This window comes from Paenibacillus sp. NPDC101420, from assembly GCF_050277435.1.
Taxonomy (GTDB): domain Bacteria; phylum Bacillota; class Bacilli; order Paenibacillales; family Paenibacillaceae; genus Paenibacillus_AQ.
In genome coordinates this window covers 25,675-52,233 of record NZ_JBNNSE010000005.1, presented here as the reverse complement: position 1 = coordinate 52,233, position 26,559 = coordinate 25,675, and the positions used below count along the sequence as shown (strand labels likewise).

The 26,559-nt window shown below is 45.5% G+C and carries 20 protein-coding genes and 1 other annotated feature; of the genes, 18 read left to right on the top strand and 2 right to left on the bottom strand.

Annotated elements, in window-relative coordinates:
* Positions 1-290 precede the first annotated feature (290 nt).
* Positions 291-878 (bottom strand): serine O-acetyltransferase, encoded by a 588-nt coding sequence (locus tag ACQKMP_RS20630; protein ID WP_427470732.1) that lies wholly within the window; start codon positions 876-878, stop codon positions 291-293.
* An 827-nt stretch (positions 879-1,705) separates the two neighbouring features.
* Here ACQKMP_RS20630 and ACQKMP_RS20625 point away from each other — a divergent pair.
* The 18 genes from ACQKMP_RS20625 to ACQKMP_RS20540 all read left to right on the top strand — a co-directional run bounded on the left by ACQKMP_RS20625 (position 1,706) and on the right by ACQKMP_RS20540 (position 25,328).
* Positions 1,706-1,885 carry a dTDP-4-dehydrorhamnose 3,5-epimerase family protein gene (locus ACQKMP_RS20625; protein ID WP_427471192.1) on the top strand — a complete coding sequence of 60 codons (180 nt, stop codon included), beginning with the start codon at positions 1,706-1,708 and terminating at the stop codon, positions 1,883-1,885.
* Between the two features lie 31 nt (positions 1,886-1,916).
* Positions 1,917-2,912 carry a dTDP-glucose 4,6-dehydratase gene (gene rfbB, locus ACQKMP_RS20620; protein WP_427470730.1) on the top strand — a complete coding sequence of 332 codons (996 nt, stop codon included), beginning with the start codon at positions 1,917-1,919 and terminating at the stop codon, positions 2,910-2,912.
* 3 nt (positions 2,913-2,915) lie between these two features.
* Positions 2,916-3,560: a YdcF family protein gene (locus tag ACQKMP_RS20615; RefSeq protein ID WP_427470729.1), complete on the top strand. Its 645-nt coding sequence runs from the start codon at positions 2,916-2,918 to the stop codon at positions 3,558-3,560.
* 400 nt (positions 3,561-3,960) lie between these two features.
* Positions 3,961-5,358 (top strand): glutamyl-tRNA reductase, encoded by a 1,398-nt coding sequence (hemA, locus tag ACQKMP_RS20610; RefSeq protein WP_076286482.1) that lies wholly within the window; start codon positions 3,961-3,963, stop codon positions 5,356-5,358.
* A gap of 5 nt (positions 5,359-5,363) precedes the next feature.
* Positions 5,364-6,191 carry a cytochrome c biogenesis protein CcsA gene (gene ccsA / locus ACQKMP_RS20605; protein WP_076286483.1) on the top strand — a complete coding sequence of 276 codons (828 nt, stop codon included), beginning with the start codon at positions 5,364-5,366 and terminating at the stop codon, positions 6,189-6,191.
* Positions 6,192-6,196: 5 nt separating this feature from the next.
* Positions 6,197-6,844, top strand: coding sequence for a precorrin-2 dehydrogenase/sirohydrochlorin ferrochelatase family protein (locus tag ACQKMP_RS20600; protein WP_427470726.1), 648 nt, complete (start codon positions 6,197-6,199; stop codon positions 6,842-6,844).
* Between the two features lie 400 nt (positions 6,845-7,244).
* A complete protein-coding gene (hemC, locus tag ACQKMP_RS20595) occupies positions 7,245-8,198 on the top strand; it encodes a hydroxymethylbilane synthase (RefSeq protein ID WP_427470724.1) in 954 nt (317 codons plus the stop codon).
* Positions 8,199-8,203: 5 nt separating this feature from the next.
* Positions 8,204-9,751 carry a uroporphyrinogen-III C-methyltransferase gene (gene cobA, locus ACQKMP_RS20590; protein ID WP_427470722.1) on the top strand — a complete coding sequence of 516 codons (1,548 nt, stop codon included), beginning with the start codon at positions 8,204-8,206 and terminating at the stop codon, positions 9,749-9,751.
* 222 nt (positions 9,752-9,973) lie between these two features.
* Positions 9,974-10,972, top strand: coding sequence for a porphobilinogen synthase (hemB, locus tag ACQKMP_RS20585; RefSeq protein ID WP_042191201.1), 999 nt, complete (start codon positions 9,974-9,976; stop codon positions 10,970-10,972).
* 42 nt (positions 10,973-11,014) lie between these two features.
* A complete protein-coding gene (gene hemL, locus ACQKMP_RS20580; RefSeq protein WP_427470719.1) occupies positions 11,015-12,316 on the top strand; it encodes a glutamate-1-semialdehyde 2,1-aminomutase in 1,302 nt (433 codons plus the stop codon).
* A complete protein-coding gene (locus tag ACQKMP_RS20575) occupies positions 12,313-13,248 on the top strand; it encodes an RluA family pseudouridine synthase (RefSeq protein WP_427470717.1) in 936 nt (311 codons plus the stop codon). The genes hemL and ACQKMP_RS20575 overlap by 4 nt, the downstream gene beginning before the upstream one ends.
* A gap of 362 nt (positions 13,249-13,610) precedes the next feature.
* On the top strand, positions 13,611-14,981 hold the full coding sequence (locus tag ACQKMP_RS20570; RefSeq protein ID WP_427470715.1) for a LysM peptidoglycan-binding domain-containing protein: 1,371 nt from the start codon (positions 13,611-13,613) through the stop codon (positions 14,979-14,981).
* Between the two features lie 341 nt (positions 14,982-15,322).
* Positions 15,323-15,606 (top strand) — a binding site (T-box leader).
* Between the two features lie 155 nt (positions 15,607-15,761).
* Positions 15,762-18,398: a valine--tRNA ligase gene (locus ACQKMP_RS20565; RefSeq protein WP_076286506.1), complete on the top strand. Its 2,637-nt coding sequence runs from the start codon at positions 15,762-15,764 to the stop codon at positions 18,396-18,398.
* Between the two features lie 5 nt (positions 18,399-18,403).
* Positions 18,404-19,780 (top strand): bifunctional folylpolyglutamate synthase/dihydrofolate synthase, encoded by a 1,377-nt coding sequence (locus ACQKMP_RS20560; RefSeq protein WP_427470713.1) that lies wholly within the window; start codon positions 18,404-18,406, stop codon positions 19,778-19,780.
* A 6-nt stretch (positions 19,781-19,786) separates the two neighbouring features.
* Positions 19,787-21,166 (top strand): UDP-N-acetylmuramate--L-alanine ligase, encoded by a 1,380-nt coding sequence (murC, locus tag ACQKMP_RS20555; protein ID WP_042191191.1) that lies wholly within the window; start codon positions 19,787-19,789, stop codon positions 21,164-21,166.
* A gap of 280 nt (positions 21,167-21,446) precedes the next feature.
* The gene (locus ACQKMP_RS20550; RefSeq protein ID WP_042191189.1) at positions 21,447-22,613 is read left to right on the top strand and encodes a GGDEF domain-containing protein; all 1,167 of its coding nucleotides are present in this window, start codon (positions 21,447-21,449) and stop codon (positions 22,611-22,613) included.
* Positions 22,614-22,649: 36 nt separating this feature from the next.
* Positions 22,650-23,807, top strand: coding sequence for a GGDEF domain-containing protein (locus ACQKMP_RS20545; protein ID WP_340972457.1), 1,158 nt, complete (start codon positions 22,650-22,652; stop codon positions 23,805-23,807).
* Between the two features lie 336 nt (positions 23,808-24,143).
* Positions 24,144-25,328 (top strand): glycosyltransferase, encoded by a 1,185-nt coding sequence (locus ACQKMP_RS20540; RefSeq protein WP_427470710.1) that lies wholly within the window; start codon positions 24,144-24,146, stop codon positions 25,326-25,328.
* Between the two features lie 93 nt (positions 25,329-25,421).
* Here ACQKMP_RS20540 and ACQKMP_RS20535 read toward each other — a convergent pair whose 3' ends face one another.
* Positions 25,422-26,408: a diaminopimelate dehydrogenase gene (locus ACQKMP_RS20535; RefSeq protein WP_076286493.1), complete on the bottom strand. Its 987-nt coding sequence runs from the start codon at positions 26,406-26,408 to the stop codon at positions 25,422-25,424.
* Positions 26,409-26,559 lie beyond the last annotated feature (151 nt).

The following is a 26,559-nucleotide window of genomic DNA, read 5'->3' as shown; positions in this document are numbered from 1 at the left end:
TGTAAATACTCTTACTAATTCGTAGAAATATTATATTTTAGTTGTTTTAAATAAATAACGTTTAGTACTTTTTATTTAACCGAAGTATATTTTGATTTTTAAATGCCGAGGCAAATTTCTATTCATAAGAAGAATCTATATAGACTACTTATCAATTGTGTAATAAGAAAGATATTCCAATAGTTCTTTGAATCGCTCAAAGAACTATTGGAATATCAATTTCACGTCAATTTCTGAAGACTACTCAAAAAATGAAAATATAAATGAGATACGGTATATTCAATGATAAATCACATTACATTGTATTTAATATTTGCAGCAGTTTCCATTTCATTGGTTCCTGAACATTTTATTTTTTTCGCAGGTGATCCAGCTATTGTAATGTTTTCCTCAACAAATGATTTGTTTACAACTGAATTAGCACCTACTGCAATTCCTTTAGCAATCGATATCTTTCCGAATATTTTTGCTCCGGGACCAATCCATACATTATCACCTATTGTGGGTACTTCACCTTCATGGATATTTTGTCCTATATTAACACCTTGATGAATATCACAATTTGACCCGATTTTAGCGTTCTTATTAACTACCAGAAGACCGTAATGATTAATCCTTAATCCAGGTCCAAACACATTGATTGGAATAGAAAAACCGAGCTTTAATCCCTTTCTAGTGTGCAAAACAGAATATATTTTTTTGAATAATTTAGATTTAATGGTGCTGTTAATATTGGAGTAGTATTCATGTTTTCTTAATATAATCTGAAATCTCCATATATCGTCCCTAAATAATCTTGGATTTTTATTTTTCAATTTCCCTAATGCTCTTTTATCTTCTTGTAAATAATATTTTAAATCTTCTTTACTTAATATCATATAAATACTCCCCCGGGATCGAATGTTGCTACTATTGTATACGTTATTTTATTTTTAATCCATAATTTCCCGAATTATCGAGTTATCTATGAAAAGTCTATTACTATAAAAATATAATATTTATAAAGTGTTTGTGTCTTCCAACCTGTAGATATTAGAAAAACACTACTGACTATGGATTATTTATAATATAGTACATTAATCTTTTGATAATTGCGAAATTGAACCCCTGTTACTTTAGAAACTTCAGTTTTATAATATAAGTAGATTTACTCCTTAAGATTTTTGTTAAATCTATTTTAGAGTGGAGTCTGTCGAAATATGTCCTATTATGATAGTTGTGACATAATAAGAGATATATTATTGATGAACCATTGGTAACGACAAAGATCACTATTAAGGGATCTTCTGCCTAGCTCTCAAGGAACAGGTGGAAAGGGACCTGGGATCGCGAGTGAGATTAACTGTATGAGTAGCTGGATTAATGATTATTTAGATTTAAAAGGAGAGTACTAATGATCCTTATTATGTTTATCAACGAAGAATTTTGTACTTGAATTAATCATATTTTCTTGTAAATGCAAACCTTTCCTTTCTTAGTGTATGATTAGATATCCAATAATAATTAGCTTAGGAGTCAGGTGAATCGCAAGTTGGATTCCTTTGATTTAATGGTTAAATTAAAAAAATATGAATTTATGAATATAACACGTTGAACTTTATAAGGGATCTATAGCAAGTGGCTCAGAATTGAGCTGAGTGCTGAGAACAAGAAGCACTGCTCATCCCCAAAGGGTTCGCTGATGGATTTATGACTCTAACAGGACATAAAGGTTAAGTATAAGTGTGATGAGCTTTATGCGCCGGAATATGATGAGAGCATTCTTTGGAATGATCTTTCTATTGGCATCGAATGGCCTATTCATGTTACACCAGTACTGTCTGCCAAAGATGAAAAGGCGCCTTTATTAAAAGATGCCAATTTGAATTTTTTATATAATAACTAATATTAAAGCCAATAGATCGGGGGTGCTTTCATTGAGTAAGCAAAAGATGCTGGTTACGGGTGGTGCCGGATTTATTGGAGGCAACTTCGTACAGTATATGGTAGATAAATATCCGGATTATGATATTGTGAATTTGGATTTGCTAACTTATGCGGGTGATCTAACGAAGCACAAGGATATTGATTCAAAATCGAATTATCGGTTTGTTCAAGCTGACATTGCTGACCGAGAGGCAATATTGTCTCTTTTTGAGTTGGAGAAATTCGATTATGTAGTTCATTTCGCTGCGGAGAGCCATGTGGATCGCTCAATTACTGATCCTGCGACATTCGTTCGTACGAATGTTATGGGGACACAGGTACTACTGGATGCAGCTAAAAAATTCGGCATTACTAAATTCCTCCATGTCTCTACGGATGAAGTGTATGGCGAACTCGATTTTGATCCTACTGTATTTTTTACCGAAGAAACACCTTTGCAGCCTAACAGTCCTTATAGTGCTAGTAAAACGGCGTCTGATTTGCTAGTCCGTGCGTATTATGAGACCTTTGGTTTACCAATGAACATAACACGCTGCTCGAATAATTACGGCCCGTATCATTTTCCTGAAAAACTGATTCCACTGACCATCTCAAGAGTATTAAATGAAGAGAAGGTTCCTGTATATGGAGACGGAAAAAATATTCGCGACTGGCTCCATGTCTGGGATCACTGTGCGGCCATTGACCTTGTCGTGCACGAAGGAGTAAGTGGTGAAGTTTATAATGTGGGTGGTCATAATGAGAGAACTAATCTTGAAGTAGTTAAGACGATTATCAGTACCTTAGGGAAATTTGATGATTTGATTGAATTCGTAACAGATAGATTAGGACATGATAAACGCTACGCCATTGATCCAACGAAACTTGAGAATTTAGGTTGGAAGCCAACTTATACTTTTGAGACAGGAATTGCGCAGACGATCCAATGGTATATTGATAATGCTGAATGGTGGCAACAAATCCGTAGTAACGAATCGCATAAGTGATCTATGAGTAACGTATCTATTAAGAAAAGAAAAGGTAAATTAATAAATAGAAGAGTTATCATTTTCATTTGCTTACTATTATTGATTACTGGTTTCTTTACCGCTGGCCGCTTCCTCAGCCTAACTGAATCTCCCAAGCAAGCAGACGTTATCATCGTACTTAGCGGAGGTCAAGGCCGAGTAGAAAAAGCAGCCGATTTATATAAAGCTGGCTACGCTCTTTATATAATTCTTTCCAATGCCAAAGAGTCAATGAGTTCATCAGGTGATATGCTCCAAACCGCCCTTGATCTCGGTATACCACGGGACGCTATCTATACCGAGAATTCGGCGGATAGTACCCTTCAGAACGCCGAGTTCACTCTTCCTATAATGAAGGAACACAATTTCAAATCTGCAATTGTTGTTTCATCGGATTTTCATATACGGAGGGTGAAGCTTCTTTTTGATCGTGTGTACAAAAAAACAGATATTGAGCTTACGTATGTAGGCTCAGCCTCAGGATATAATGCTAAGCGCTGGTGGAGTGACCGAAAGAGTCGGGAAACTACGTTCAACGAGTATGTCAAGATGATCGGCAACACCTTCGGTTATAATGGACCGGAGGCAAAAAGTACTCTTGATCAGATAAAGAACTGGTTTCGCTAGCTTCCTACAGAATGGATTCTTTCATTTAGATAATCATCGTAACGTATGGTTCACCACTTATCTTCACATTTTGTAAAAGGTGCGCAGAAGTAGCATCTATAAAAGTTGAAGAACCCGGGTAATTTTGAGTTAGTGCAATTAAATTCCCACTTTTCCCCTACCCAACTAATAATTAATCACAAAATAACCCATCCTAACCGTAGCGAACCTGCGGTTTTTTATTTATAATAATTATTATCTGGATTTCATAAAGCGTTCAAAAAATCTGTAAAAAGTCGTATTTTCGTGTGATATACTTAACACAGTGTTTTGAGATGTTGTGAAAGTGAATATTATGTAAAAATATTCTTTAATATAACTGTACACAGTAATGAATAGAGACTAGGATGGTGAACTATCGATGCACATCGTCGTCGTTGGCCTGAATTATCGTACGGCTCCCGTGGAGGTTAGGGAACAGTTTGCTTTTGCGGAGAGTGATCTTCCGGCAGCGCTTCATCAATTGATGAAGACGAAGGGTGTGCTGGAAGGGGTCGTAGTAGCCACCTGCAACCGTACGGAAATTTATGTGGTCATGGACCGCCTTCATATGGGGGGCTATTTCCTCCGCGGCTTTATGGAGCAGTGGTTTGGAGTGAAAAATGAGCAATTTGCACAGCATATGTATATATATGAAGACGAGCAGGCGATTGCGCATTTGTTCCGCGTGACCTGCGGCCTGGATTCCATGGTGATTGGCGAGACGCAGATCCTTGGACAGGTGCGAAGTTCTTTTCTCACGGCTCAGGCTGAGGGTGTAACTGGAACTTGGTTCAATCGGTTATTTAAACAAGCGGTGACACTCGGCAAAAGAGCACATAGTGAAACGTCAATCGGCGAAAGCGCAGTATCTGTCAGTTATGCGGCAGTGGAGCTGGGCAAGCGGATTTTTGGCATGTTCACTGGTAAAAGAGTACTGATTCTCGGCGCCGGCAAAATGAGCGAGCTCACTGTAAAGCATCTATATAGTAGTGGTGCGGCTGAGGTGATTGTCGCTAACCGTACGCTGTCGCGTGCGATTGAACTGGCAGAGAAGTTCTCGGGTAAGCCAAGCACGATTGAAGATGCGCTAAAAACTCTTAATGAGGTAGATATCGTGATCAGCTCAACGGGAGCTGATGGGTATGTACTTTCGGCAGATCAGGTAGCGAATGCTATGAAGCGTCGTCCTTCGCGGCCGCTTTTTATGATTGATATAGCTGTGCCCCGTGATATTGATCCTGCAGCGGCTAATGTGCCAGATGTTTTTTTGTATGATATTGACGATCTGGAGGGCATTGTGGAGAGTAACCTGGAAATGCGCCGGAGTGAAGCTGCGAAGATTGAAGTGATGATCGGTGAGGAAATGGATGAGTTCCAGCTGTGGCTTAAGACGCTTGGCGTGAGACCGGTAATCCGGGCGCTTCAGGATAAGTCGAATGCGATTCATGAGGAAACGATGGAGAGTCTGTTCAATAAGCTGCCTGAGCTGGACGAGCATCAGCGCAAGGTGATCCGTCGTTTGACCAAAAGCATTGTGAACCAAATGATGCATGATCCAATTAATGTTATTAAAGAGATGTCCGGTGGCAAGCAGGGGAATGAAGCTCTTGATTATTTCTCCAAAATCTTTGCGCTACAGGAACAGCTCGAATCCAATTCAGATGGCGGAGATTCCGCCCCGGTTAAGCAGTCTAGTTCCACAGAACGTACTGCCGGTAGCGGCGATTTTTCTGTGCCTAAGACGGTGCTTGCTCCGGCAGGCCTGTTGGGTAGGTGAGTGATATGCAACTGCTGAACGGAATATATGATGCCGCTCTGCTGCTATATGCCCTGAGCCTGCTGTTTGTTTTCTCGGATTGCCTTTATCGCAACCCGAGTGGGAAGCGGTTAGGCACGGGGCTTCTTGTTGTTGTGGGTCTTTTGCAAGCTGCAGGACTGGGGATTCGTTTCTCTCAGGAAAAGGGACTGCCCATTTTCACACCTTATGATTTCTTGTTCTGGTTTGCATTTAGTATTGTGCTGACTTCGCTTGCGGTGGCTTTTACACGTGGAGGCGAGTTTACGATTCTGCTGCTTAGTGTGGCTGGATTCTGTGTTTTTCTCTTAAATCGGGTGTGGCTGACGGCGGGGGGACATACGCTTGAGACTTGGAGCTCGGTGTATGGTTGGTTGACAATGCATGTGATTTTGGCCAATTTGAGTTTTGCTGCACTGACACTTGGGACGGTATTTGCAATATTGTACTTATTCCTGCACACCAGACTCAAAAGCAAGCAATGGAGTGATCGAATTCGTCGTTTACCAAACTTAGAGACTACAGATAAATATTCTTACACCGCTATTCTGGTGGGGACTCCTTTGCTGGCAATCTCTCTGGTGGTGGCTAGCTTATCTATTGTTTCTGAGGGACGGACACTATTATTGAAGGATTTAAAAGTACTAACGACACTTATTGGCCTTGGAATTTACATATTTTATATTATCTTTAAGAAATCCGGGCGGAAAAGTGGAGTAAGTATGGCTCGCTGGGCGATTTTAGGATATGCTTTTACTATCTTGAATTTTTTGTTGAATTCTTTATCTGGTTTTCACGGTTGGAGCGGGGAGTGAAGAGCATGACTCGGTATTTGCCCATAATGCTGGATTGTGAAAAGCAACAGGTTGTGGTTATTGGCGGTGGTGCCGTGGTTGAACGGAAGGTGAGTGGGCTGCTGGAAGCTGGAGCGGTGGTTAAGATGATTAGTCCCTCTTTGACAGATACGCTTGCCTCTCTAGTGAAAAAGGGTCTCATGACCTGGCATGACCGCCCTTATGCTCCCGGAGATCTCCGTGGGGCCTTTCTCGTATATGCAGCCACTAACGATAGAACGGTTAATGAAGAGGTTGCGCAGGAGTCTAGGCGACTTGGCATTCATGTGAATGTGGCTAGCCATGCGGAAGCGGGGAATTTTATCACGCCCGGAGTTGTACGGAGGGGGCGGTTGACGGTAGCTGTATCTACTTCGGGTGCTGGTCCGCTTGCGGCTGCGAAGATTAAAAGTGTGCTTGAAGAGGCGCTGGATGCGGCGTATGAGCCATATTTGGATTTTGTACATACCATGCGAACCCGGATTAAGGAACAAGAATCTTCTGCTGAAGTTCGTGGAAGGCTTTTGCGGAAGCTTGGGGCGCTCGATGTGTTGAATGAAATGAGAAACGGTAGCTTTGTTGTGTGGAGCCCGGAGGATATGGATGCTTGGATTGCTGATCATCGGGCGGAGTAAAAGTGCGCGTGGACACTGTGAAGATTACAAAATTAGGTTAGATTAATGATATGAGTACGGCTAAAGTGGCTGGAATGGTCGAAAGAGCGGTAAAAGTACTATTGAATTGGGCTGAAGTGGCTGGAATGGTCGAAAGAGGGGCAAAAATACCCCTTAATTGAGTAATAGTCGTCAAAAGAGATAAATGAAGGGTATAAATACCTTTGAATTGCTCTAAAACGCTCATATCAGTCATATGAAGGGCAAAAATACCCCTTAATTGAGCTATAACGGACGAAAGAGCTAAATAAAGGGCAAAAATGCCCTTTAAATAGTGCGGAGTAGCTTTTGGTTAGTTTGGATTACTATATACGGTCTACGGTGAAGAGTAAGAGGCAGACGTAATCAGGAGGAATGGACAATGCGTAAGATTATTGTGGGGAGTAGACAGAGCGCACTTGCGTTGACGCAAACAGGGCATGTGATTTCGGATCTGGAGCGACTGAGCGAGGAGCATGGTTTTGGATTCACTTTTGAAGTGAAAAAGATTGTTACCAAAGGGGATCGTATCCTTGATGTCACCTTGTCCAAGGTAGGCGGCAAAGGGTTGTTCGTGAAGGAAATCGAGCAGGCCATGCTGGAAAAGGAAATCGACATGGCGGTGCACAGCATGAAGGACATGCCCTCCGAGCTGCCGGATGGGCTGATCAACGGTGCTGTGCCGAAGCGCGTCGATCCGCGCGATGCACTGATCTCTAACGGAGGCGTCTCGCTGGACGAGTTGCCTCAGGGCGCACGCGTAGGCACAAGCAGCCTACGCCGCTCCAGCCAGCTAGCTGCGCTGCGGCCTGATCTGGTCATTGAGCCCGTGCGCGGCAACATTGACTCGCGGTTGGGCAAGCTGGAGAGCGGCGAATACGACGCGATCCTGCTTGCAGCAGCGGGGCTGTCGCGCATGGGCTGGCAGGATCGCGTGAGCGCCTACCTGCCACCGGAAGTTTGCCTGCCCGCTGTAGGGCAGGGCGCACTCGGCATCGAGTGCCGCGCAGATGACGCCGACCTGCGGAAGCTGCTGGCGTTATACAACGACGCCGATACAGCGTTGACGGTGGCGGCGGAGCGCACGTTCCTTGGCGTGCTGAACGGCGGCTGCCAAGTGCCAATTGGTGCTCATGCGGTGCTTGACGCAGCTGCGGAAGCTACTACCGCGGAGCACAAAATAATCTCCTTAACCGGAATGGTGGGAACACCTGACGGTTCAACGATTTTGAAAGAAACTTGCACTGGGGTAGATCCAGTACAGCTAGGCGAAGAAGTCGCTAAGAAGCTGATCGCAAGAGGAGCGGAGAAGATACTGTCAGACGTTAGGGGATGAGGGGATTGACGGGGAAGGTTTATTTGGTAGGTGCAGGTCCCGGGGACGCAAAGCTGATTACTGTAAAAGGCCTCGAGTGTATTCGAAAAAGCGACGTGTTGGTGTACGATCGGCTGGCAAGTCCTAGATTGCTGAAATGCATGAAGCCCGGCGGCGAGAAGATTTATGTTGGCAAGCTGCCGGATCGCCACACGATGAAGCAGGAAGAGATTAATCAATTGTTAGTTGATCTGGCTTTACAGGGGAAAACAGTGGTGCGGCTGAAGGGTGGGGACCCTACGATTTTTGGCCGCGTAGGTGAAGAAGCGGAGCTGCTGCGCAAAAATGGGATCTATTACGAAATCGTACCGGGTATCACGTCGGCGATCAGCGTACCTGCTTATGCGGGTATACCTGTCACGCACCGCGATCATGCTTCTTCCCTGTCGATTATCACCGGACATGAGAGTCCAGATAAACTGGATCATTCCATTCATTGGGATAAAGTAACGAATGCCACGGGGACGTTAGTGTTCCTGATGGGCGTAGCCAAAATAGGATATATCAGCGCCCAGCTGATCAAGCATGGGCGCCCGCCAGAAACACCAGTGGCGCTGGTGCGCTGGGGTACCCGCGCAGATCAGGAGACACTGACGGGAACCCTCGCCGATATTGAGGCGAAAGTGAAGGCGGCGGATTTTCAGCCGCCGGCCGTCATCGTCGTTGGCGACGTGGTGCTGCAGCGTGAGCAGCTCAAGTGGGCTGAGGCGATGCCGTTATTCGGCAAACGCATCGTGGTGACACGGGCTCGGAGCCAAGCGAGCGAGCTCGTGGATATGATTGAGGAACTCGGCGGGGAACCCTACGAGTTCCCGGTGATCGAGACGATCATGCCGGAAGGCGCAGAGAAGAAGGAGAAGATTGCAGCGGCGTTTGGCGCGCTGGAATCGTACGACTGGGTATTCTTCACTAGCCCGAACGGCGTGGAGTTTTTTTGGCGCCACTTGGCGGAGCAGGGGGCGGACATTCGGGGGCTTCACCGCGCAAGGATTGCAGCGGTGGGGCCGGGTACAGCAGCCGCGCTGGCGCAGCGCGGGGTGATCGCTGAGGAACTTCCGACGAAGTTTCAGGCGGAAGGTCTGATTGAGAAGTTCGGTCCCCAGCTGCTGCCGGGGCAGAACGTGCTGTTGCCGCGCGGCGATCTGGGGCGCGACTGGCTGCCGGACAAGCTGAGAGAGCTTGGCCTTCAAGTCACAGACGTCGATACCTATGAGACGGTTGTGACAGGTGAAGATGATGACGAGCTGTTGAAGCTGCTGGAGGAGGGACGCGTACACGCGGTGACTTTTACTAGTTCTTCAACGGTGCGCAATTTCATCCACATTCTGAAAAGAATGGGGCTCGAAGATCCACTCCCACTGCTAGCTAACGTGAAAATAGCCTGCATCGGGCCATTAACCGAGCAGACTGCCGTGGAGGCGGGGCTTACCCCGGGACTGCTACCTGAAGAAGCAACTATTAATAGTCTGGTGCAGGAACTCTGTCGATGGAATGCGGAGACTAGAATCAATTAGTTTCATAGAGATAGGTGAGCAATAGCCCTATTAATATAAGTAACCTTAGACTGGTTGTAGTTTGTACAATAGAATCTCTTAAATTTAGAATCAATTCCAATTCTAAGTCTTTTCTATTGCACATTCTGCAATGAAATCAGATTGTTAACTAACTGGCAGTTAGACGGGCAAACTATAAATGTCCGTTGTGTCTATATATTTTATTTTCAGGAGGATGAACAAATGAGCTTTCCAATTACACGTCACCGTCGTCTACGCGGTTCTGCTGGAATTCGCGGTATGGTGCGGGAGACAGTACTGAATGTACTGGATTTTGTACAGCCTATATTTGTGACTTATGGAACAGGTGTGAAGAATGAGATTAGCTCGATGCCGGGCGTGTACCATTTTTCACTGGATACTTTAAAAGCAGAAGTGGACGAGATTGCCGCACTAGGCATTCCGGCTGTACTGTTATTCGGGATTCCTGAAACGAAGGATGCAATCGGTTCTTCCGGTTTCGCAGAGGATGGAATTGTGCAAGAGGCTACTCGCTTGATCAAGCAGTGGTACCCTGAGCTGTTGGTCGTTGCAGATACCTGCCTTTGTGAATTTACGGATCACGGACATTGCGGGATGGTGCATACGCATACGGTAAACGGTGTGGTACACGGTGATGTCATCAACGATGCTTCGCTAGAGCTGTTGACCCGTACGGCGGTATCCCAAGCTAAAGCTGGAGCAGATATTATTGCACCTTCGAATATGATGGATGGATTCGTACACGCGATTCGTGCGGGACTAGATGAGAATGGCTTTGAACATGTGCCGATTATGTCGTATTCGGTCAAATATGCTTCGGCATTTTATGGCCCTTTCCGCGAAGCTGCGGATTCAGCGCCACAGTTCGGAAATCGCAAAACCTATCAAATGGACCCTGCCAATCTGCGCGAAGCGCTCCGTGAAGCAGAGTCCGATGTGCTGGAAGGTGCAGATATGTTAATGGTGAAGCCGGCTCTGGCTTACTTGGACGTGATTCGTACGATCCGCGACCAGTTCGATTTGCCTCTTGTGGCTTACAATGTGAGTGGCGAATATTCCATGGTAAAAGCAGCAGCGCTGCAAGGCTGGATTGACGAGCAAGCCGTTGTGCTTGAAATGCTGACTGGCATGAAACGGGCCGGAGCGGATATTATTATTACTTATTTCGCAAAAGATGCTGCGCGCTGGCTGCGTGGTTAATCTATACCTGTGTGACCAAGAACAGAATAGGAGTGAAGATAGATGAGTACTGAGCCAATGGCGCGTAAAGAGGAAGCGTCCCGCAAGGCTTTTGATGAAGCAAAACAATATATTCCCGGTGGGGTGAACAGCCCTGTACGGGCGTTCAAATCCGTAGGATTGACTCCGATTTATGTGGATCATGGGATCGGATCGCGTATTTATGATATCGACGGCAACAGCTTTATCGACTATGTATGCTCATGGGGACCGCTGATTATGGGTCATGCGCATCCTGAGGTTGTAAAGGCATTGCAGGAGACGGCGGTAAAAGGGACAAGCTTTGGCGCACCGACTTTACTTGAAACTGAAATGGCAAAAATGGTTGTCGAACGTGTAGCCTCTGTAGATATCGTACGTATGGTTAACTCCGGAACGGAAGCTACGATGAGTGCGATTCGTTTGGCACGTGGTTATACAGGACGCAGTAAAATTTTGAAATTCGAAGGCTCCTACCATGGTCACGCGGATAGTCTGCTTATTAAAGCGGGTTCCGGTGTAGCCACATTAGGTCTGCCGGACAGCCCAGGTGTTCCCGAAGGTGTGGCAGTAAATACAATTACAGTTCCATACAATGATTTGGAGTCCACTCAGATTGCTTTCGAACGTTTTGGCAGTGAGATTGCCGCAGTGATCGTAGAGCCGATTGCCGGCAACATGGGTGTTGTACCACCACTTCCGGGATTTCTGGAAGGACTTCGCAAGTTAACTTCAGACAATGGATCTTTGCTTATTTTTGATGAGGTAATGACAGGCTTCCGTGTCAATCGTGGTTGTGCTCAAGGCTTGTTCAACATTACTCCGGATATTACCTGCTTCGGCAAAGTCATCGGTGGAGGACTTCCAGTAGGCGCTTATGGCGGCAAAAGAGAGATCATGGAGCAAATCGCTCCTACGGGACCGATCTATCAGGCTGGCACACTTAGTGGTAATCCATTAGCGATGGCGGCAGGACTCACTACGTTGAAGCTACTGACACCGGAAGTTTATGATCGTCTTGAGCAATTAGGGGCGCGTCTAGAGGCAGGCTTGAAAAAGAATGCAATCGAGACCGGTGTTCCACTGACAATTAACCGTGTGGGCTCGATGGTCTGTCCGTTCTTCACGGAAGGACCAGTAACTAATTTTGAAACGGCCAAGACTAGCAACACGGATCTATTCCGTCGTTATTTTGGTCATATGCTGAGCCAAGGCATTAGCGTGCCACCTTCACAGTTTGAAGGTATGTTCGTGTCGGCTGCGCATAGTGAGCAGGATATTAATGATACCATTGAGGGCCACTATAATGCCCTGAAGGCCCTTTGAGTATTGGAGCCGGAGTACGAACCGGTGGTGGAGCTTGGACTAGACGCGGGGAGTGGCTAGAAGTAACACCCGGCAAAATCATTACAGGAGCCGAGGATTCTGAAGCTGCAATTGATAAGTGGCTGCTGGAAACTGTAGGTATGCCTGAGAAGCTTCATCTGCGTCTGCGCCGCGAGGGGGGCATTCAGTGGAAGGGAGATCGACTGCGACTGGCACTTTTTCCGGATCGTGAAGCCGGCATTGAACCGGTATGGGAAGAGCTTGAAGTGTTGTATGAGGATGATTTTTGCTTGGTTGCCCACAAGCCGGCAGGCATGGCGGTTCATCCGGATGGCAGTGGCTTAGGCGTAACGCTGGATCACCTTGTAGCTGCGCATTATGTCGCTACCGGTGTTAGTGCAGCTGTAAGGCATATTCACCGACTGGACAAGGATACAACAGGTCCGGTGATGTATGTGAAGAATGAGTTCGCACAGCTTGTCCTAGACGAGAATATGCGTGAAAAAAGCATCTCGCGGCTATACGCCGCGATCGCCCGAGGCACAGTGCCGCCTACGCTTAAAGTGATCGACGCGCCGATAGGGCGCGATCGTCATCATGCGGCGCGGAGAAGAGTCTCACCCGGCGGACAGTCCGCCGTGACTCGAATCCTCGGACGCGAAGCACTGCATGGCGGGAGCCTGGTGCATGTGCAGCTGGAGACCGGACGGACGCATCAGATTCGCGTCCATCTCAGCCATATGGGTCATCCCTTGTATGGGGATGCGCTATATGGCGGCCCGGTCTGGGCTTCCAGCGCTGCCGGCCGACATGCGCTCCATGGCGAGCTGCTGTCTTTCCGCCACCCTTGGAGCGGTGAACAACTGGAAGTAAGCGATCCGTGGCCTGAGGATATGCTTCAGCTGCGGGAGCTGCTGTCTGAAGCGCCTTGACAGCTACGTTATAAACCTGAGAATCGTGGTATCAGCAAATGCTGGTATTACGGTTCTTTTTTTTATCTATTTTTTCGTAGGGTATATAATTTTTTGTTTTTTCAGAAAGAAGCATCTATCTATGTCCTAATAGCAAAAGCAGCATATAATACTTTGTTCATGCGGAGTAGTTCATCTATTGGCCGGCAGATAGGTTCGAATAGTCCCTGAATTTATGAAATTAATAGCATCCTGTCCGGTTAGTGCCACCAAAGTTGTCATGCCTTTCTGTTTGAAGCATATACATGTGGGGAGTAACATTTTGGGCTTATGCTCTGGGCCTGTCTCAGGGTTAGATTATGCCAAGAAGGAGGACATATCCCGTGTTTGATCAGTCCCACGGCTTGCGGTTTGATATTTATGAACGCATTCACCTATCGGAAGAGCTTCCGGGAATAGCTGAGCTGGAGGAGGTTGAACTACTTCCGGAAATCCAGGTGATTCAGCGGGAGGATCGTGCCGAGTTATATGGTCAGCTGTTGCTTACCGGACTCTACCGGAGTGAAGATGACCGAACACAACGTCTGGAGCATGCCATTCCCGTTGAAATCACAGTTCCGCTTACACGCGTCAGCTCGATTGAAGATATCGGGGTGGAGATCGAGAATTTTGATATTGATCTGCTCACGATGCGCACAGTGAATATAACAGGCGTATTATCACTGCGGGGAATCGGTGGTGCGGAGCCTCAACCACAACCGGCCTGGCAGCAGGAAGAGTACACAGTTGCCTATTCCCCTCTCAGTGATGACAGGGTAATCGAAGCATCTGCAGAGAACCAAGAGCACGAAACTGATGCACTTTATGAAAATTCTCAGTGGACCTTTGGCGAGGATGCATCGGAGGTTGCCGTAGAAGAACATGAGCATGCTGAAGCTAATACAGACGCATCAGAGGCTCCACTGGTCTCAAGTGGAGTTGGTCATTCGTCCCCTATAGTGAATTTCTCATCCGCTCATGAGAAGGACAAGGGCGCGAAAGCTCGGACGCATAGTCTGGATTCGCAAACAGAGGATTCCAAAGCAGGAATAGCGGATTACTGGTTTAAAGCTGAGTCACAGAATGAAGCTGAGGCCACTCAGCTGGATCAAGTTAGCCAGGCGAGTCAAGCGGATCAAGAGCAAGAAGCTGAATATACTTTTGCTTCAAGAGAAACCGCTGTTCCAGCAGCTATTGCTGATGCAGACCAAGATATCGCTGTATTTGCTTCTGAAAACGTGGCAAACCATGAGCTTCACGCACAAGAAGAGAATGCGCAGCCGATCAGTGATAATACGAACGAAGGCTTAGTTTCTCAGGAGACTGTGCCACATACCGAGGAGAAACAAGATCTTAAGATTGCGCTAGGAAGCAAGAAAGAAGCAGAGGCTCCAGCCAAAGAACATCTCACCTTCTCTTCATTACTCAGCTCTAGTCGTTCTCGTAAAGAACAAGAGGCTCTCCTATCTGAAGGAAATGCATCGGCTGCAGCGATCATTCCAGAGGCCGGAAATAATACGGAGTGGAAGAGCAGATTCATTGCTGGAGCAGATGGCGCTAACCTATTCCGTAAGGTTCGCCTTTGCATCGTGCAGCGTGAAGAAACGCTGGATACAATCGCAGAGAAATATCAGCTAAGTGCGCGGGAGCTGGGAATGTATAATCGATTGTCTGGGCAGAGTGTAGAAGAAGGGCAAGTGTTGTACATTCCGTAATTGAATTACAATGCGTACTCATATGAATAGGTGAATCCCGATCTGATAGTAGATCGGGATTTTTGTCAAATATAAGAATATATAAGTTTCACGTTATACATTATCCTTATATTTCTCAAATAAACGCTTACCGTCCGTAAAAGGACGTCGAAGGCGTTTATTCTTGTGTGACCGGAGAACGTTAGAATGCGGGGGATCTAATCAACGCAGTGTGATGAATCGAATGAAAATTCGACATATGCACGCTATAAGTCGAAATTCCGCTAAAAGTCCCGCTGTAATAGCCTATCCAGGTTGACTAGGGGGGACTCAAAATGTATTATGGAGTAAGCAATATCTAAGTAAAGACTGGGAACGGGAAGAGTAGGCGGTCAGCCCTTCAGAGAGCGGAATGCAAGTGCTGTGACATTCCGTAGGATACAGCCACCGAAGTCGCCCCGGAGTCGCCCTTCTGAGCTTGTCTTCATGGATATGAAAGATAAGTTAGGATGTGGCCGGTAGCAGCCGTTATCTGTACGAGTGTCGCGCTAAGCTTCTGAACCGCAAGGTGAGAGAAGTGCAGGTTTATTTTTCATTGGCGCGAAACAAAGGTGGTACCGCGAAAGAATGGCCTTTCGTCCTTTGAGACGAGGGGTCTTTTTGTTTTTTAAAAACCAACTACAAGTAACCAAGTGGAGGTATCAGGGAATGGCTGACCAAAACAATCTAACAGCGGCAGAGTTGCCGAACTTGCAAGATACAGCGGCAGATGCTGCCGCTGCAAATGATTCTAAGAATGAAATGCCAACCACGTATGATCCGAAATCGGCAGAAACCAAGTGGTATTCCTATTGGACAGAGGGTGGATATTTCCGTGCAGGCGGGCGTCCAGATGCAAAGGCATACAGCATTGTAATCCCGCCGCCAAATGTAACGGGAATGCTGCACATTGGTCATGCGCTTGATTTTACGCTTCAGGATATCCTGATTCGTACAAAACGGATGCAGGGCTTCGACACGTTGTGGCTACCAGGTACGGACCATGCCGGTATCGCAACGCAGACAAAGGTAGAGCAAAAGCTGCGTGAGCAGGGAATTTCTAGACATGATCTCGGCCGCGAGAAGTTCCTGGAGCAGGTGTGGGAGTGGAAAGATAAATATGCGAACACCATTCATGAGCAGTGGGCTAAGATGGGGCTTTCTCTTGACTATTCCCGCGAACGGTTTACCCTGGATGAAGGGTTGTCGAAAGCTGTACGCGAGGTATTCGTTAAGCTCTATAATAAAGGCTTGATCTACCGCGGCAAACGCATTATTAACTGGGACCCGGCGGCTCGTACAGCATTGTCGGATATCGAGGTTGAATATAAAGAAGTTAATGGTCACTTGTATCATCTGCGTTACCCGCTCAAAGACGGTAGCGGATTTATTACAGTAGCGACCACACGTCCGGAGACAATGCTGGGTGATACAGCGGTTGCTGTTCATCCGGAAGACGATCGTTACAAAGATCTGATCGGCAAAACGTTGATCCTGCCGATTATTGGCCGTGAGATTCCGATTATCGCTGATGATTATGTAGACAAAGAGTTTGGTAGTGGTGCGGTTAAAATTACACCAGCTCATGACCCGAATGACTTCGAGATGGGTCAACGTCACAACTTACCGCAGATTAACGTAATGGATGAGAGCGGTACGATGAATGAAGAAGCAGGACCTTACCAAGGTCAAGACCGGAGTGTATGTCGTAAGGCTATCACTGCTGACCTGAAGGAGCAAGGTGTGCTGATCAATATCGAAGATCATGTGCATCAAGTAGGACACAGTGAACGCTCTGGAGCGGTTGTTGAGCCGTACTTGTCCACACAATGGTTTGTAAAGATGCAGCCACTGGCTGAAGCTGCCATCAATGCACAGAAGGATGGGAACGGGGTTAACTTTGTACCGGACCGTTTCGAGAGAACTTACCTGAACTGGATCGAGAACGTACGTGATTGGTGTATTTCCCGTCAGCTGTGGTGGGGACATCGTATTCCAGCATGGTATTCCGAGTCTACTGGTGAATTGGTTGTGGCAAATGACGAGGAAGAAGCGCGCCGGATCAGTGGTCTAACCGACTTGAAACAGGACGAAGATGTACTGGATACCTGGTTTAGCTCTAATCTGTGGCCTTTTGCCACACTAGGATGGCCAGATGAGAACAGTGCAGATTTCAAACGCTATTATCCGAACGATGTGCTCGTAACAGGCTACGATATTATTTATTTCTGGGTAGCGCGGATGATCTTCTCAGCTCTTGAATTTACCGGAGAAAAACCTTTCTCAGATGTATTGATGCATGGTTTGGTACGGGATTCCGAAGGTCAAAAAATGTCCAAATCACTCGGGAATGGCGTAGACCCCCTTGAAGTAATCGAGAAGTATGGCGCAGATGCAATGCGTTACATGATTTCTACCGGAAGTACAGCTGGACAGGATCTACGCTTCCGTTGGGAAAAGGTTGAGCAGGCGCGTAATTTCGCCAATAAGATCTGGAATGCATCACGCTTCGCGTTGATGAATTTGGAAGGCGTAAGCTTTGAAAATATTGACATTTCGGGTGAGCTAAGTACTGCTGATCGCTGGATTTTGCACCGTCTGAACGAAACTTCTCGTGAGATTACGCGTCTAATTGACTCGTACGAGTTCGGTGAGACCGGTCGCCAGCTGTACAACTTCATTTGGGACGATCTATGTGACTGGTATATTGAGTTCGCGAAGCTGTCACTTTACGGATCAGACGCCGCGGCCAAAGCGAAGACACAGTCTGTACTTGCCTATGTACTAGATCGCACAATGCGCTTGATTCATCCGTTTATGCCGTTTATTTCGGAAGAAATCTGGCAGCACCTTCCGCATGAAGGGGAGACGATTACGCTGGCTGCATGGCCGGAGTATGATGCTGCTCTGGAGAATCCGCAGGCCGTAGCGGAAATGAACCTGCTGATGGATGTAATCCGGGCCGTTCGTAATATCCGGGCTGAAGTGAATGTACCGATGAGCAAAAAGGTTGAATTGATCATCAAAGCGGGTAATGAAGAGACGCTGAGTATTATCACCCGTAACGACAACTACATTGGACGCTTCTGTAATACGTCTTCCTTCGAAGCTGGCCTGAATCCAGAAACGCCGGATAAGGTAATGTCCGCTGTAGTAACAGGAGCAGAACTGCTTCTGCCATTGTCGGGACTCATTGATATTGAACAAGAAATCGCTCGTCTGGAAAAAGAAGTGCAGACGCTGAACAGCGAAGTAGAACGCGTAGAGAAAAAGCTGAGCAATCAAGGCTTCGTGGCCAAAGCTCCTGCTAAAGTTATCGAAGAGGAACGGGCGAAGCAGGCAGATTATTCTGCTAAACGTGAGAAAGTACTTGCCCGCATCGCAGAGCTGAGAGGATAAGAGACATGGATGACCTAAATCGGGGCGGAAGTACCGCCCCTCTTGCGACATACACCGAAGCGGTTGATTGGATCAAGAGCCTAATCCCTTTTGGGATACGGCCAGGTTTAGATAGAATCGAGATGTTGATGGACAAGCTGGGAAATCCGCACCGTCGGCTGAAGTTTATTCATGTGGCGGGTACGAACGGCAAAGGTTCAACTTGTGCTTTTTTGACTAGTGCACTTATACAAAGCGGCTATTCAGTAGGCACCTTTACATCTCCGTATATTACAAAGTTCACGAACAGGTTCCAATATAATAATACGGACATCTCTGAAGAAACGCTTGTCGAGCTGGTTAACCAATTACGTCCACTAGTCCAAGAAATTTCGGAAACGGAGTTTGGCTCACCTACGATGTTCGAGGTAACTACAGCTGTAGCCATTCTATTTTTTGCGGGCGTCTCTTGTCCTGATGTTGTCGTATGGGAGACCGGGCTTGGGGGAAGGCTGGATGTAACGAACATCGTGACTCCGATTGTTTCTGTGATTACTAATGTTGGTCATGATCACATGGATATTTTGGGAGATACGCTAGAGAAGATTGCAATGGAGAAAGCCGGAATTATTAAGACGGGCGTACCTGTTGTTAGCTGCGTAACTCAACCGGAAGTCGTAGCGGTTCTGAAAGAAAAAGCAGCGGCTTGCCGCTCTACTCTTTATCTTGCCGGAGAAGATTTTAGCTATGAGGCTAATGAAATCCGTGAGGATGTGCAGACTTTTCATTTTAAGGGTCCCTTTCGTTCACTTGAACTTGGGATCGTAATGAAAGGCGAGCACCAGATTAGCAATGCGGCAGCTGCCATGATGGTACTTGAGGTTCTGCGTCAGTATATGGCCTTTATGCTTGAGGATGAAGATGTGCTTGAAGGTTTGCGCCACGCATTCTGGGCTGGAAGGCTGGAAGAGGTAAGCAAGTCTCCAAGGATTGTACTGGACGGAGCGCATAATCCGGAAGGTGCGGTGAGTCTTGCAAAAAGTCTGCCTCAGCTCTATCAATACGGTAAATTAAATTTACTTATGGGAATGCTGTCAAATAAGCATCATGAATCCTACTTTAAGCATATACTGCCTATAGTGGATACGCTCATCCTGACCGAACCGGATTTCCAGAACAAAATGGACGCGGAGAATCTGCAAGTTATCGCAGAAAGTCTGCGGGAGAAATATGCCAAGGAAAACTTGGCAATCATAGTAGAACATAATTGGGGAAAAGCGCTGCAGCTACTGAAGTCGATTACAGCGGAGGATGACCTTGCCGTCGTATCTGGTACGCTGTATTTAATCTCTGACGTACGCGGTACACTTTTGCAGCAACCCGATACTGAAAAAGGCTGGTGACGACTGTTGGATACTACTGAACGTGTGCATTTTATAGGGATCGGCGGCTACGGAATGAGCGCGATTGCCCGGGTAATGCTAGAAATGGGATATACAGTTACGGGCTCCGATGTGGCTGCCCAAGAATTAACGGATAAATTGATTGCTAAAGGTGCCAAGATTTATATCGGGCATACAGCAGAACAAGTAAAAGGTGCGGATCTAGTCGTATACTCTACGGCTTTGTCTAGTGATAATGTGGAATGGGTGGAAGCTGAGCGTCTTAAGATTCCAATTCTGCATCGTTCGCAAATGTTAGCCCGTTTATTGAATGAACGTAAAGGGGTAGCCGTTGCTGGAGCACACGGGAAAACTACCACCTCCTCCATGATTGCACTTGTGATGGAAGAGTGCGACGTTGATCCAACGTATATTATCGGTGGAGAGATTATGAATGTAGGTACGAATGCAAAGGCGGGACAAGGTGAGTTTGTAGTAGCGGAAGCGGATGAGAGTGATGGCTCTTTCCTGCACTATCACCCTTGGCTTGGGATCGTTACGAATGTTGAAGCGGATCACTTGGAAAATTACGACGGAGACTTTAACCGTCTTAAAGCTGCATACGTGCAGTTCATGAACCAAACGCGCGAAGATGGAACTGCTATAGTATGCGCTGATGACGAGAATGTGATCTCTCTTTTACCTGAAGTAACAGGTAAGGTGATTACTTATGGCATCAAGTCGAACACTGCAGATTATATTGCCACTGATATCGTTCTAGGCGATCGTCAGGTATCGTACACGATGAATCATAATGGAGAAGTGCTTGGACGGATTGAACTCTCTGTTCCCGGACAGTACAATCTTTATAATTCAATGGCAGCGGTAATCGCTTGTTTGAAATCAGGGATTTCTTTCGAGAAAATCGCTGAAGCGATTGTGAAATTCCATGGTGCGAAGCGCCGTTTTCAAGTGCTCGGAGAAGTCAATGACATTCTGGTCATTGATGATTATGCGCATCATCCTACAGAGATTCAGGCAACGATCAGTGCTGCCAAGGCAACAGGAAAACGGATTATTGCGGTATTCCAGCCTCAGCGCTATACACGTACTTTCTTCCTGTTAGATGCTTTCAGCCGTGCCTTTAGCGAAGCCGACGAAGTCATCATCACCGATATTTACTCTCCGGCTGGAGAGAAACAGATCGAAGGTGTTACTTCTGCGAAGCTGGTTGAGCTAATCGTTAAGAACAGTAATGCGGGCGCGAGACATCTGCCAACCAAAGAAGATGTTCTAGCTGATCTGACACCTCGTATTGCTCCAGGTGATCTGGTGATTACGATGGGCGCAGGCGATATCTGGAAGGTCGGATACGCACTGGCAGACGGGTTGAAGAAGAAGCATTAAGTTTACAAATTGAGGCTAATCGAGGATATTTATATTCTCTATTCAATAGCACTTCCCCAAAATTTCGTTCAGATAATCCTTGTGTTTATCTGAAGGGAGTTTCGAGGGAAGTGTTTTTTTGGTATTGTTAACGTATTTACTGATATAGTTATAAAGTGCTATAGTGCTGCCAGAAGAGGATCGATTTTTCAACGTATATTTGGGATCCCCACAAAGTACCCGAGTACGCATCGAAGCAAAGCCGCACTTTGTGGGGATATTTTCGCATAGGTGGTGACGTATGAGCTCCCTGCTTGAAATTAGAACACTGATTTATTTGTTTATTTTCGGAAATTTATTTATATTGCTGCTTATAACCAATTATCGAAGTACCGCTGTTAAAGATACAGCCTCCACCTTGTTCATCCGATCAAAGGAAGTGCAGCTACTCTTTTGGTGTTCGATTTTATTGTGGGATTATCTACCTCATGCGTTGTCCATTCCGCTTAGCAATGCTCTGATCCTTGGAGGGTGCTGTCTAGAAATTACAGCGTTACTGCTGATGATGGGAGTACTGGGGCCAAAAATAAAGCGATATTACATCATCCTTTCGGTATTGAGCATAATTAGTTTTAGTATCATCGCATTATTTTTTAATCATTCCAACTTGCGCATCGCTTGTACTTCACTTTGGTCTATACTATTTATAGTTTATCCAGCTTATCATCTAACTGTGAATAAAAAGGCTACCCCTCTTCAAAAAATATTAGGTGTATTATTTTATGTATTTGCAGCGATTATGCTGATGCGGGCGCTTGTTGCATTGATTTGGGAGCCCGAGATGAATGTGTTCTCAACAAATCTCACGCAATATTTGTATTATTTGGGGATGTATTTATTATTTATCGTAGGGGCTGCCGGTTATATTCTTCTCTCAAATGAGCATTCCTTCGTCAAACTAAAAAGAATAGCCAGTTATGATGATTTGACGGGGATCCTAAACCGTGGAGCATTTCTTCAGGAAGCGGAGATAAAGCTTGAAAAGGCATTTCGAGCGCAGGAGTACTTCTCATTTTTGCTATTGGATTTGGATTATTTTAAACAGGTCAACGATACTTATGGTCATGATACCGGTGACATTGTGCTGGAAGAGTTCGCATCGACGATTAAAAATAATCTCGGAAATGGCGATTTGTTTGGCAGACTAGGGGGCGAGGAATTCGCAGTCATACTCTGTGGGGTAGATGAGCAGAGCTGCGACCAGAAAGCTGAAGCGCTTCGTGAGGCGATAATGAATACTTCCACTAATAAGGTTCAACAGGGGTACACAGTTAGTATAGGTGTAATTACGATCATGCCAGATCAGGAGATTTCGATAAATAAGTTGTACAAGCTAAGCGACAAGGCATTATATCAGGCCAAACAAGAGGGAAGAAATAGAGTCATCAGATACCGATATGTATACTGAGAGTCAGGAATACTAGGGGAGGTGAACTTCACTTATATGCATCTGGATCTCCAGACACTGCTGGTGTGTCTCTTTTTGTGGCAATCGTTCACGGTGCTGCTTATCGTGGTGTATCGTTTGCGTTATCCGCAGGAACAGACTTCTTCATTGTTTATCACAGCAAAATATTTGCAACTAGCAGCCTTGATCCTCTTATTACTGAAGGATTTTATAGATACACCACTTAGTTTACCGATCATAGCACTTCTTGCTCTGGCTGGAGGCACGCTCGAAAGCTTGGCGCTTCTAATGCTTCTCAGAGTATTCGGGAGCAAAGTGGAGAGATATTATTCTATATTATTCGGAGTATCCATTCTCGTTGTGGTGCTTATGTATTTGTTGATGCCTAAGGATCCTCTCGTTATTCCAGTCGCTTGTCTGGCTGGAGTTCTGATTATAGCCTATCCTGCTTATATACTATGTCTGAAGGTCATGGAGACTTCGCTACAAATAATAATGGGACTGCTATATTGTCTTGTCATCTTGTCGTTGGCCGGGAGAGCCTTAGAACCGCTGTATTCCGTATTAGGAATCAATACACAAGTTGCACAATTTCTTTATTTGTTTTTTTATCTCGGGATTTATTTGTATATGTTTCTAGGAACCGCGGGAATTATGCTGCTTTATAGAGAAGATTCCTTTGCAGAAATGGAGCGGGTAGCAACTTATGATGAGTTGACCGGTATTTTGAATCGCAGGTCGTTCGTTCTGCGTGCTCGGCCTTTAATAGCTGCTTCAGCGATGAAGAAACTGCCCTATTCTTTTTTACTGCTGGATGTCGATCACTTTAAGAGCATAAATGATAATTACGGCCATAACACAGGTGACCAAGTACTAACTGATTTGGCGTCTAAAATAGAGCAACAGCTTGGTCATGGTGATCTGATCGGAAGATTTGGGGGAGAAGAGTTCGCAGTGCTCCTGCACAGAGCCGATGAGAAGAGTAGTGATGTTATTGCTGAAGGAATGCGCACAGCTGTTATAGGTTCAATGATTCATGGCGTACCGCTGCACTACACGATAAGTATTGGAGTCATTACGATAGAATCGGGTGAACGTTTTTCTCTAAATAATCTCTACAAACTTTGTGATAATGCATTGTATCAAGCTAAGAAAAAGGGTCGGAACTGCGTTGTTAGAAGCTACGAAATATAAAAGTGTCTTCCTTTCGTCATTAGATGAGGAAGACACTTTTTTGTTTGCATAGGGAATAGTTCAGAATACCTAACGAGTATAAAATTTTGGAATAGAAAATTCATGTTCGTGTATTACTGGAAAAGTAGTTTTTTTGCTTGAATCTTCAAAAAAATAGCGATATATATAGGTTTATCGCAATGATTTTCGAATAAAGCATGAAAATATATAAAAATTTTAAAGGTTTCCCTATAAATCGACAAAAATTTTATGTGAAATGAGTTACTATTGAACTGCATCTAAAGTTGCAGTGATAAGTAGAGATGATTTATATAAAAAATTCAAGGAGCCAGAGTCATGCGAGAAAGAATGCTGTTCCTTTCAGCACAAAATCAAAGCGCAGAGGATCTAGAAGGAGAAATGAGAACAGGGAGTATTCTCGAGATTTTGCTAGGGAAATTTGATATTGATTTGCTGACGTATGCCAGTACGCACAAGGATATGTCTACAAATGATGGAACTGCACTAACGGTTCATTACATTAACGGGTGCATTAACTCGTGGAGATCTATGCTGCGTCCCTTACATATATTACGGAATTTCACTAATCGGAGTCATGCGGAGAAAGACATGAAGAGTACCATCATGGAGCTTTGTAGATCGAATAATTACAGACATGTATTTATATCGCATAGCTTGCTGGGAAATTGCATTGATATGGTTCGTAATCTGCTTCCTGAGGCCAGTGTTATTACAGATACGTATCGTTTTGAGAGCGGGCTTGCCGTTGGAAAAGAAATTGGGAAGCCGAGCAGCAGTAATCCTTATTATAAACTAAATGAGGCTTTGGTTCGTCGGAATAAGCGGAGACTAATGAATAAAACGGGTGTACTCTTGGCAACCTCGGAATGGGATGCCCTTTCATTCAAATCTCTATCCTTTGCGGATGCCCGTAAAGTTCATGTTGTTCCTCATTTCATAAAAATGAATGAATACGACGCTTTTACTGAGCCTGTTGCAAAAGAAAATTCAATGGTTCTGCACTGGAATATGAACACCAGACAAGGGATTAAGGCTGCCCAAAACTTCTTTAAGAAAAGCTACCCTTTGATTAAAGAGCAAGTGCCTGATATCAAGTGTTACATCACGGGTCATGAGGTTCATACGGATGTGTTGACGCTTGTAAAGGATGATGTATCAGTTATTATCACTGGACCTTTGAAACCGTCTGCTGATTATATACGTCGTGCTAAAGCGGTTCTTGTGCCGATCCTTGAAGGTTGTGAAGTCTCCAGAAACATTCTGGAATCATGGGCACTCAAAACGCCGGTGGTTACTAGTTCTATAGTATGCGAGCGATTGAACTGTGAGCATAACCGTAATATTTTGCTTGCTAATACCTCAGTTGATGTTGTTGCTAGCGTAATAACGTTGTTAAAGAATCCTGAGATGGCAACGATTATTGCTGATCGGGCGCATCGCACATTGTTGAAGGATTACGAAGTGAATTATGTGAAGAACAAGATTCTTAGTCTTGTGTAAAAGGTACGCCCGAGAAGGCTCTGCCTGCAATATATAAAAAACCCGCGAGGACGTTTTAGGGTCCTACGCGGGTTATTTCATTTTTGTATGATTTTACAGCAGGTTGCGGCGTAATTCTTCTGGAGATTTCGGAGACAACATTCCAAGTGGAATATCGAATACTGTACGCGCTCCACTCTGTCCTTCTTGACTCATACGCTGAGCGGCTCTGGCATAGGCCACGAGAACACTAGCTGTAAATTCTGGATTGCTCTCCAGCTTCAGGCCGAATTCAACAATCTGCTTCGTACCTTCCCCTGTTACACCACTACGAATAACAAACCCGCCGTGCGGAATTCCGCTATGCTGAGCTGCCAATTCTTCTTCAGTGATGAAAGTAACCGTAGTATCATAATCTGCAAAATAGTTCGGCATATTCACGATTTCTGCACGAATGCGTTCTTGATCTGCCCCTGCCTCAGCCACTACAAAACACTCTCTGAGGTGTTTTTGGCGAGTGGTAAGCTCTGGTGTTTCACCAGCGCGAATGGCTTCAATAACCTCTTGTACTGGAACGGTATATTGTACACCAGCTTTAACTCCATCTACTCTGCGGATCGCATCGGAGTGGCCTTGGCTAACGCCTTTGCCCCAGAAGGTATATTCTTTACCTTGTGGAAGAATAGCTTCAGCGAGCAGACGATTCATTGAGAATAAGCCTGGATCCCAACCAGTAGAAATTACGCTGAGTGTTCCACCTTGTTTAGCTGCGGCGTCAACGGTCTCGTAGAACTCGGGGATTTTGGCATGAGTATCAAAGCTGTCCACGGTATTAAACATCCGGGCAATGGCTGGTGTTTGTTCTGGCAGATCGGTAGCCGATCCTCCGCATAGAATCATAACATCCACTTTACCCTTATATTGTTCGACGGCAGAGATGTGTTCGAACTTCACACCGGCTTCTCCGGCTTCCAGTTGTCCAGGTTCTCTGCGCGTAAAGATCGCAACTAGCTCGATATCTTCACTTTGGTTGATAGCCTTACGTACACCTTTTCCTAAATTTCCGTAGCCTACAATAGCTGCTTGAATTTTTTGTTTCAGAAGAAGCCCTCCTAATCAGTAGTGAACTAAAGCATCATTTCTAGCTTACCTAGTATAGTGTACACTTTTAGCTCTTTTTATATAGTATATAAAAGGTACATGTAATGTAAACTGAATCTGCATAATCTTTCATAATTCCTATGGCTTAAAA

Bases quoted from the DNA above. Each gene is read 5' to 3' on its own strand.
- ACQKMP_RS20560 (WP_427470713.1), top strand. From the start codon at position 18,404: ATGGATGACCTAAATCGGGGCGGAAGTACCGCCCCTCTTGCGACATAC.
- hemL (WP_427470719.1), top strand. From the start codon at position 11,015: ATGAGTACTGAGCCAATGGCGCGTAAAGAGGAAGCGTCCCGCAAGGCT.
- ACQKMP_RS20630 (WP_427470732.1), bottom strand. From the start codon at position 878: ATGATATTAAGTAAAGAAGATTTAAAATATTATTTACAAGAAGATAAA.
- ACQKMP_RS20550 (WP_042191189.1), top strand. From the start codon at position 21,447: ATGAGCTCCCTGCTTGAAATTAGAACACTGATTTATTTGTTTATTTTC.
- hemB (WP_042191201.1), top strand. From the start codon at position 9,974: ATGAGCTTTCCAATTACACGTCACCGTCGTCTACGCGGTTCTGCTGGA.
- hemA (WP_076286482.1), top strand. From the start codon at position 3,961: ATGCACATCGTCGTCGTTGGCCTGAATTATCGTACGGCTCCCGTGGAG.
- ACQKMP_RS20540 (WP_427470710.1), top strand. From the start codon at position 24,144: ATGCGAGAAAGAATGCTGTTCCTTTCAGCACAAAATCAAAGCGCAGAG.
- ccsA (WP_076286483.1), top strand. From the start codon at position 5,364: ATGCAACTGCTGAACGGAATATATGATGCCGCTCTGCTGCTATATGCC.
- hemC (WP_427470724.1), top strand. From the start codon at position 7,245: ATGCGTAAGATTATTGTGGGGAGTAGACAGAGCGCACTTGCGTTGACG.
- ACQKMP_RS20615 (WP_427470729.1), top strand. From the start codon at position 2,916: ATGAGTAACGTATCTATTAAGAAAAGAAAAGGTAAATTAATAAATAGA.
- ACQKMP_RS20600 (WP_427470726.1), top strand. From the start codon at position 6,197: ATGACTCGGTATTTGCCCATAATGCTGGATTGTGAAAAGCAACAGGTT.
- ACQKMP_RS20565 (WP_076286506.1), top strand. From the start codon at position 15,762: ATGCCAACCACGTATGATCCGAAATCGGCAGAAACCAAGTGGTATTCC.
- ACQKMP_RS20545 (WP_340972457.1), top strand. From the start codon at position 22,650: ATGCATCTGGATCTCCAGACACTGCTGGTGTGTCTCTTTTTGTGGCAA.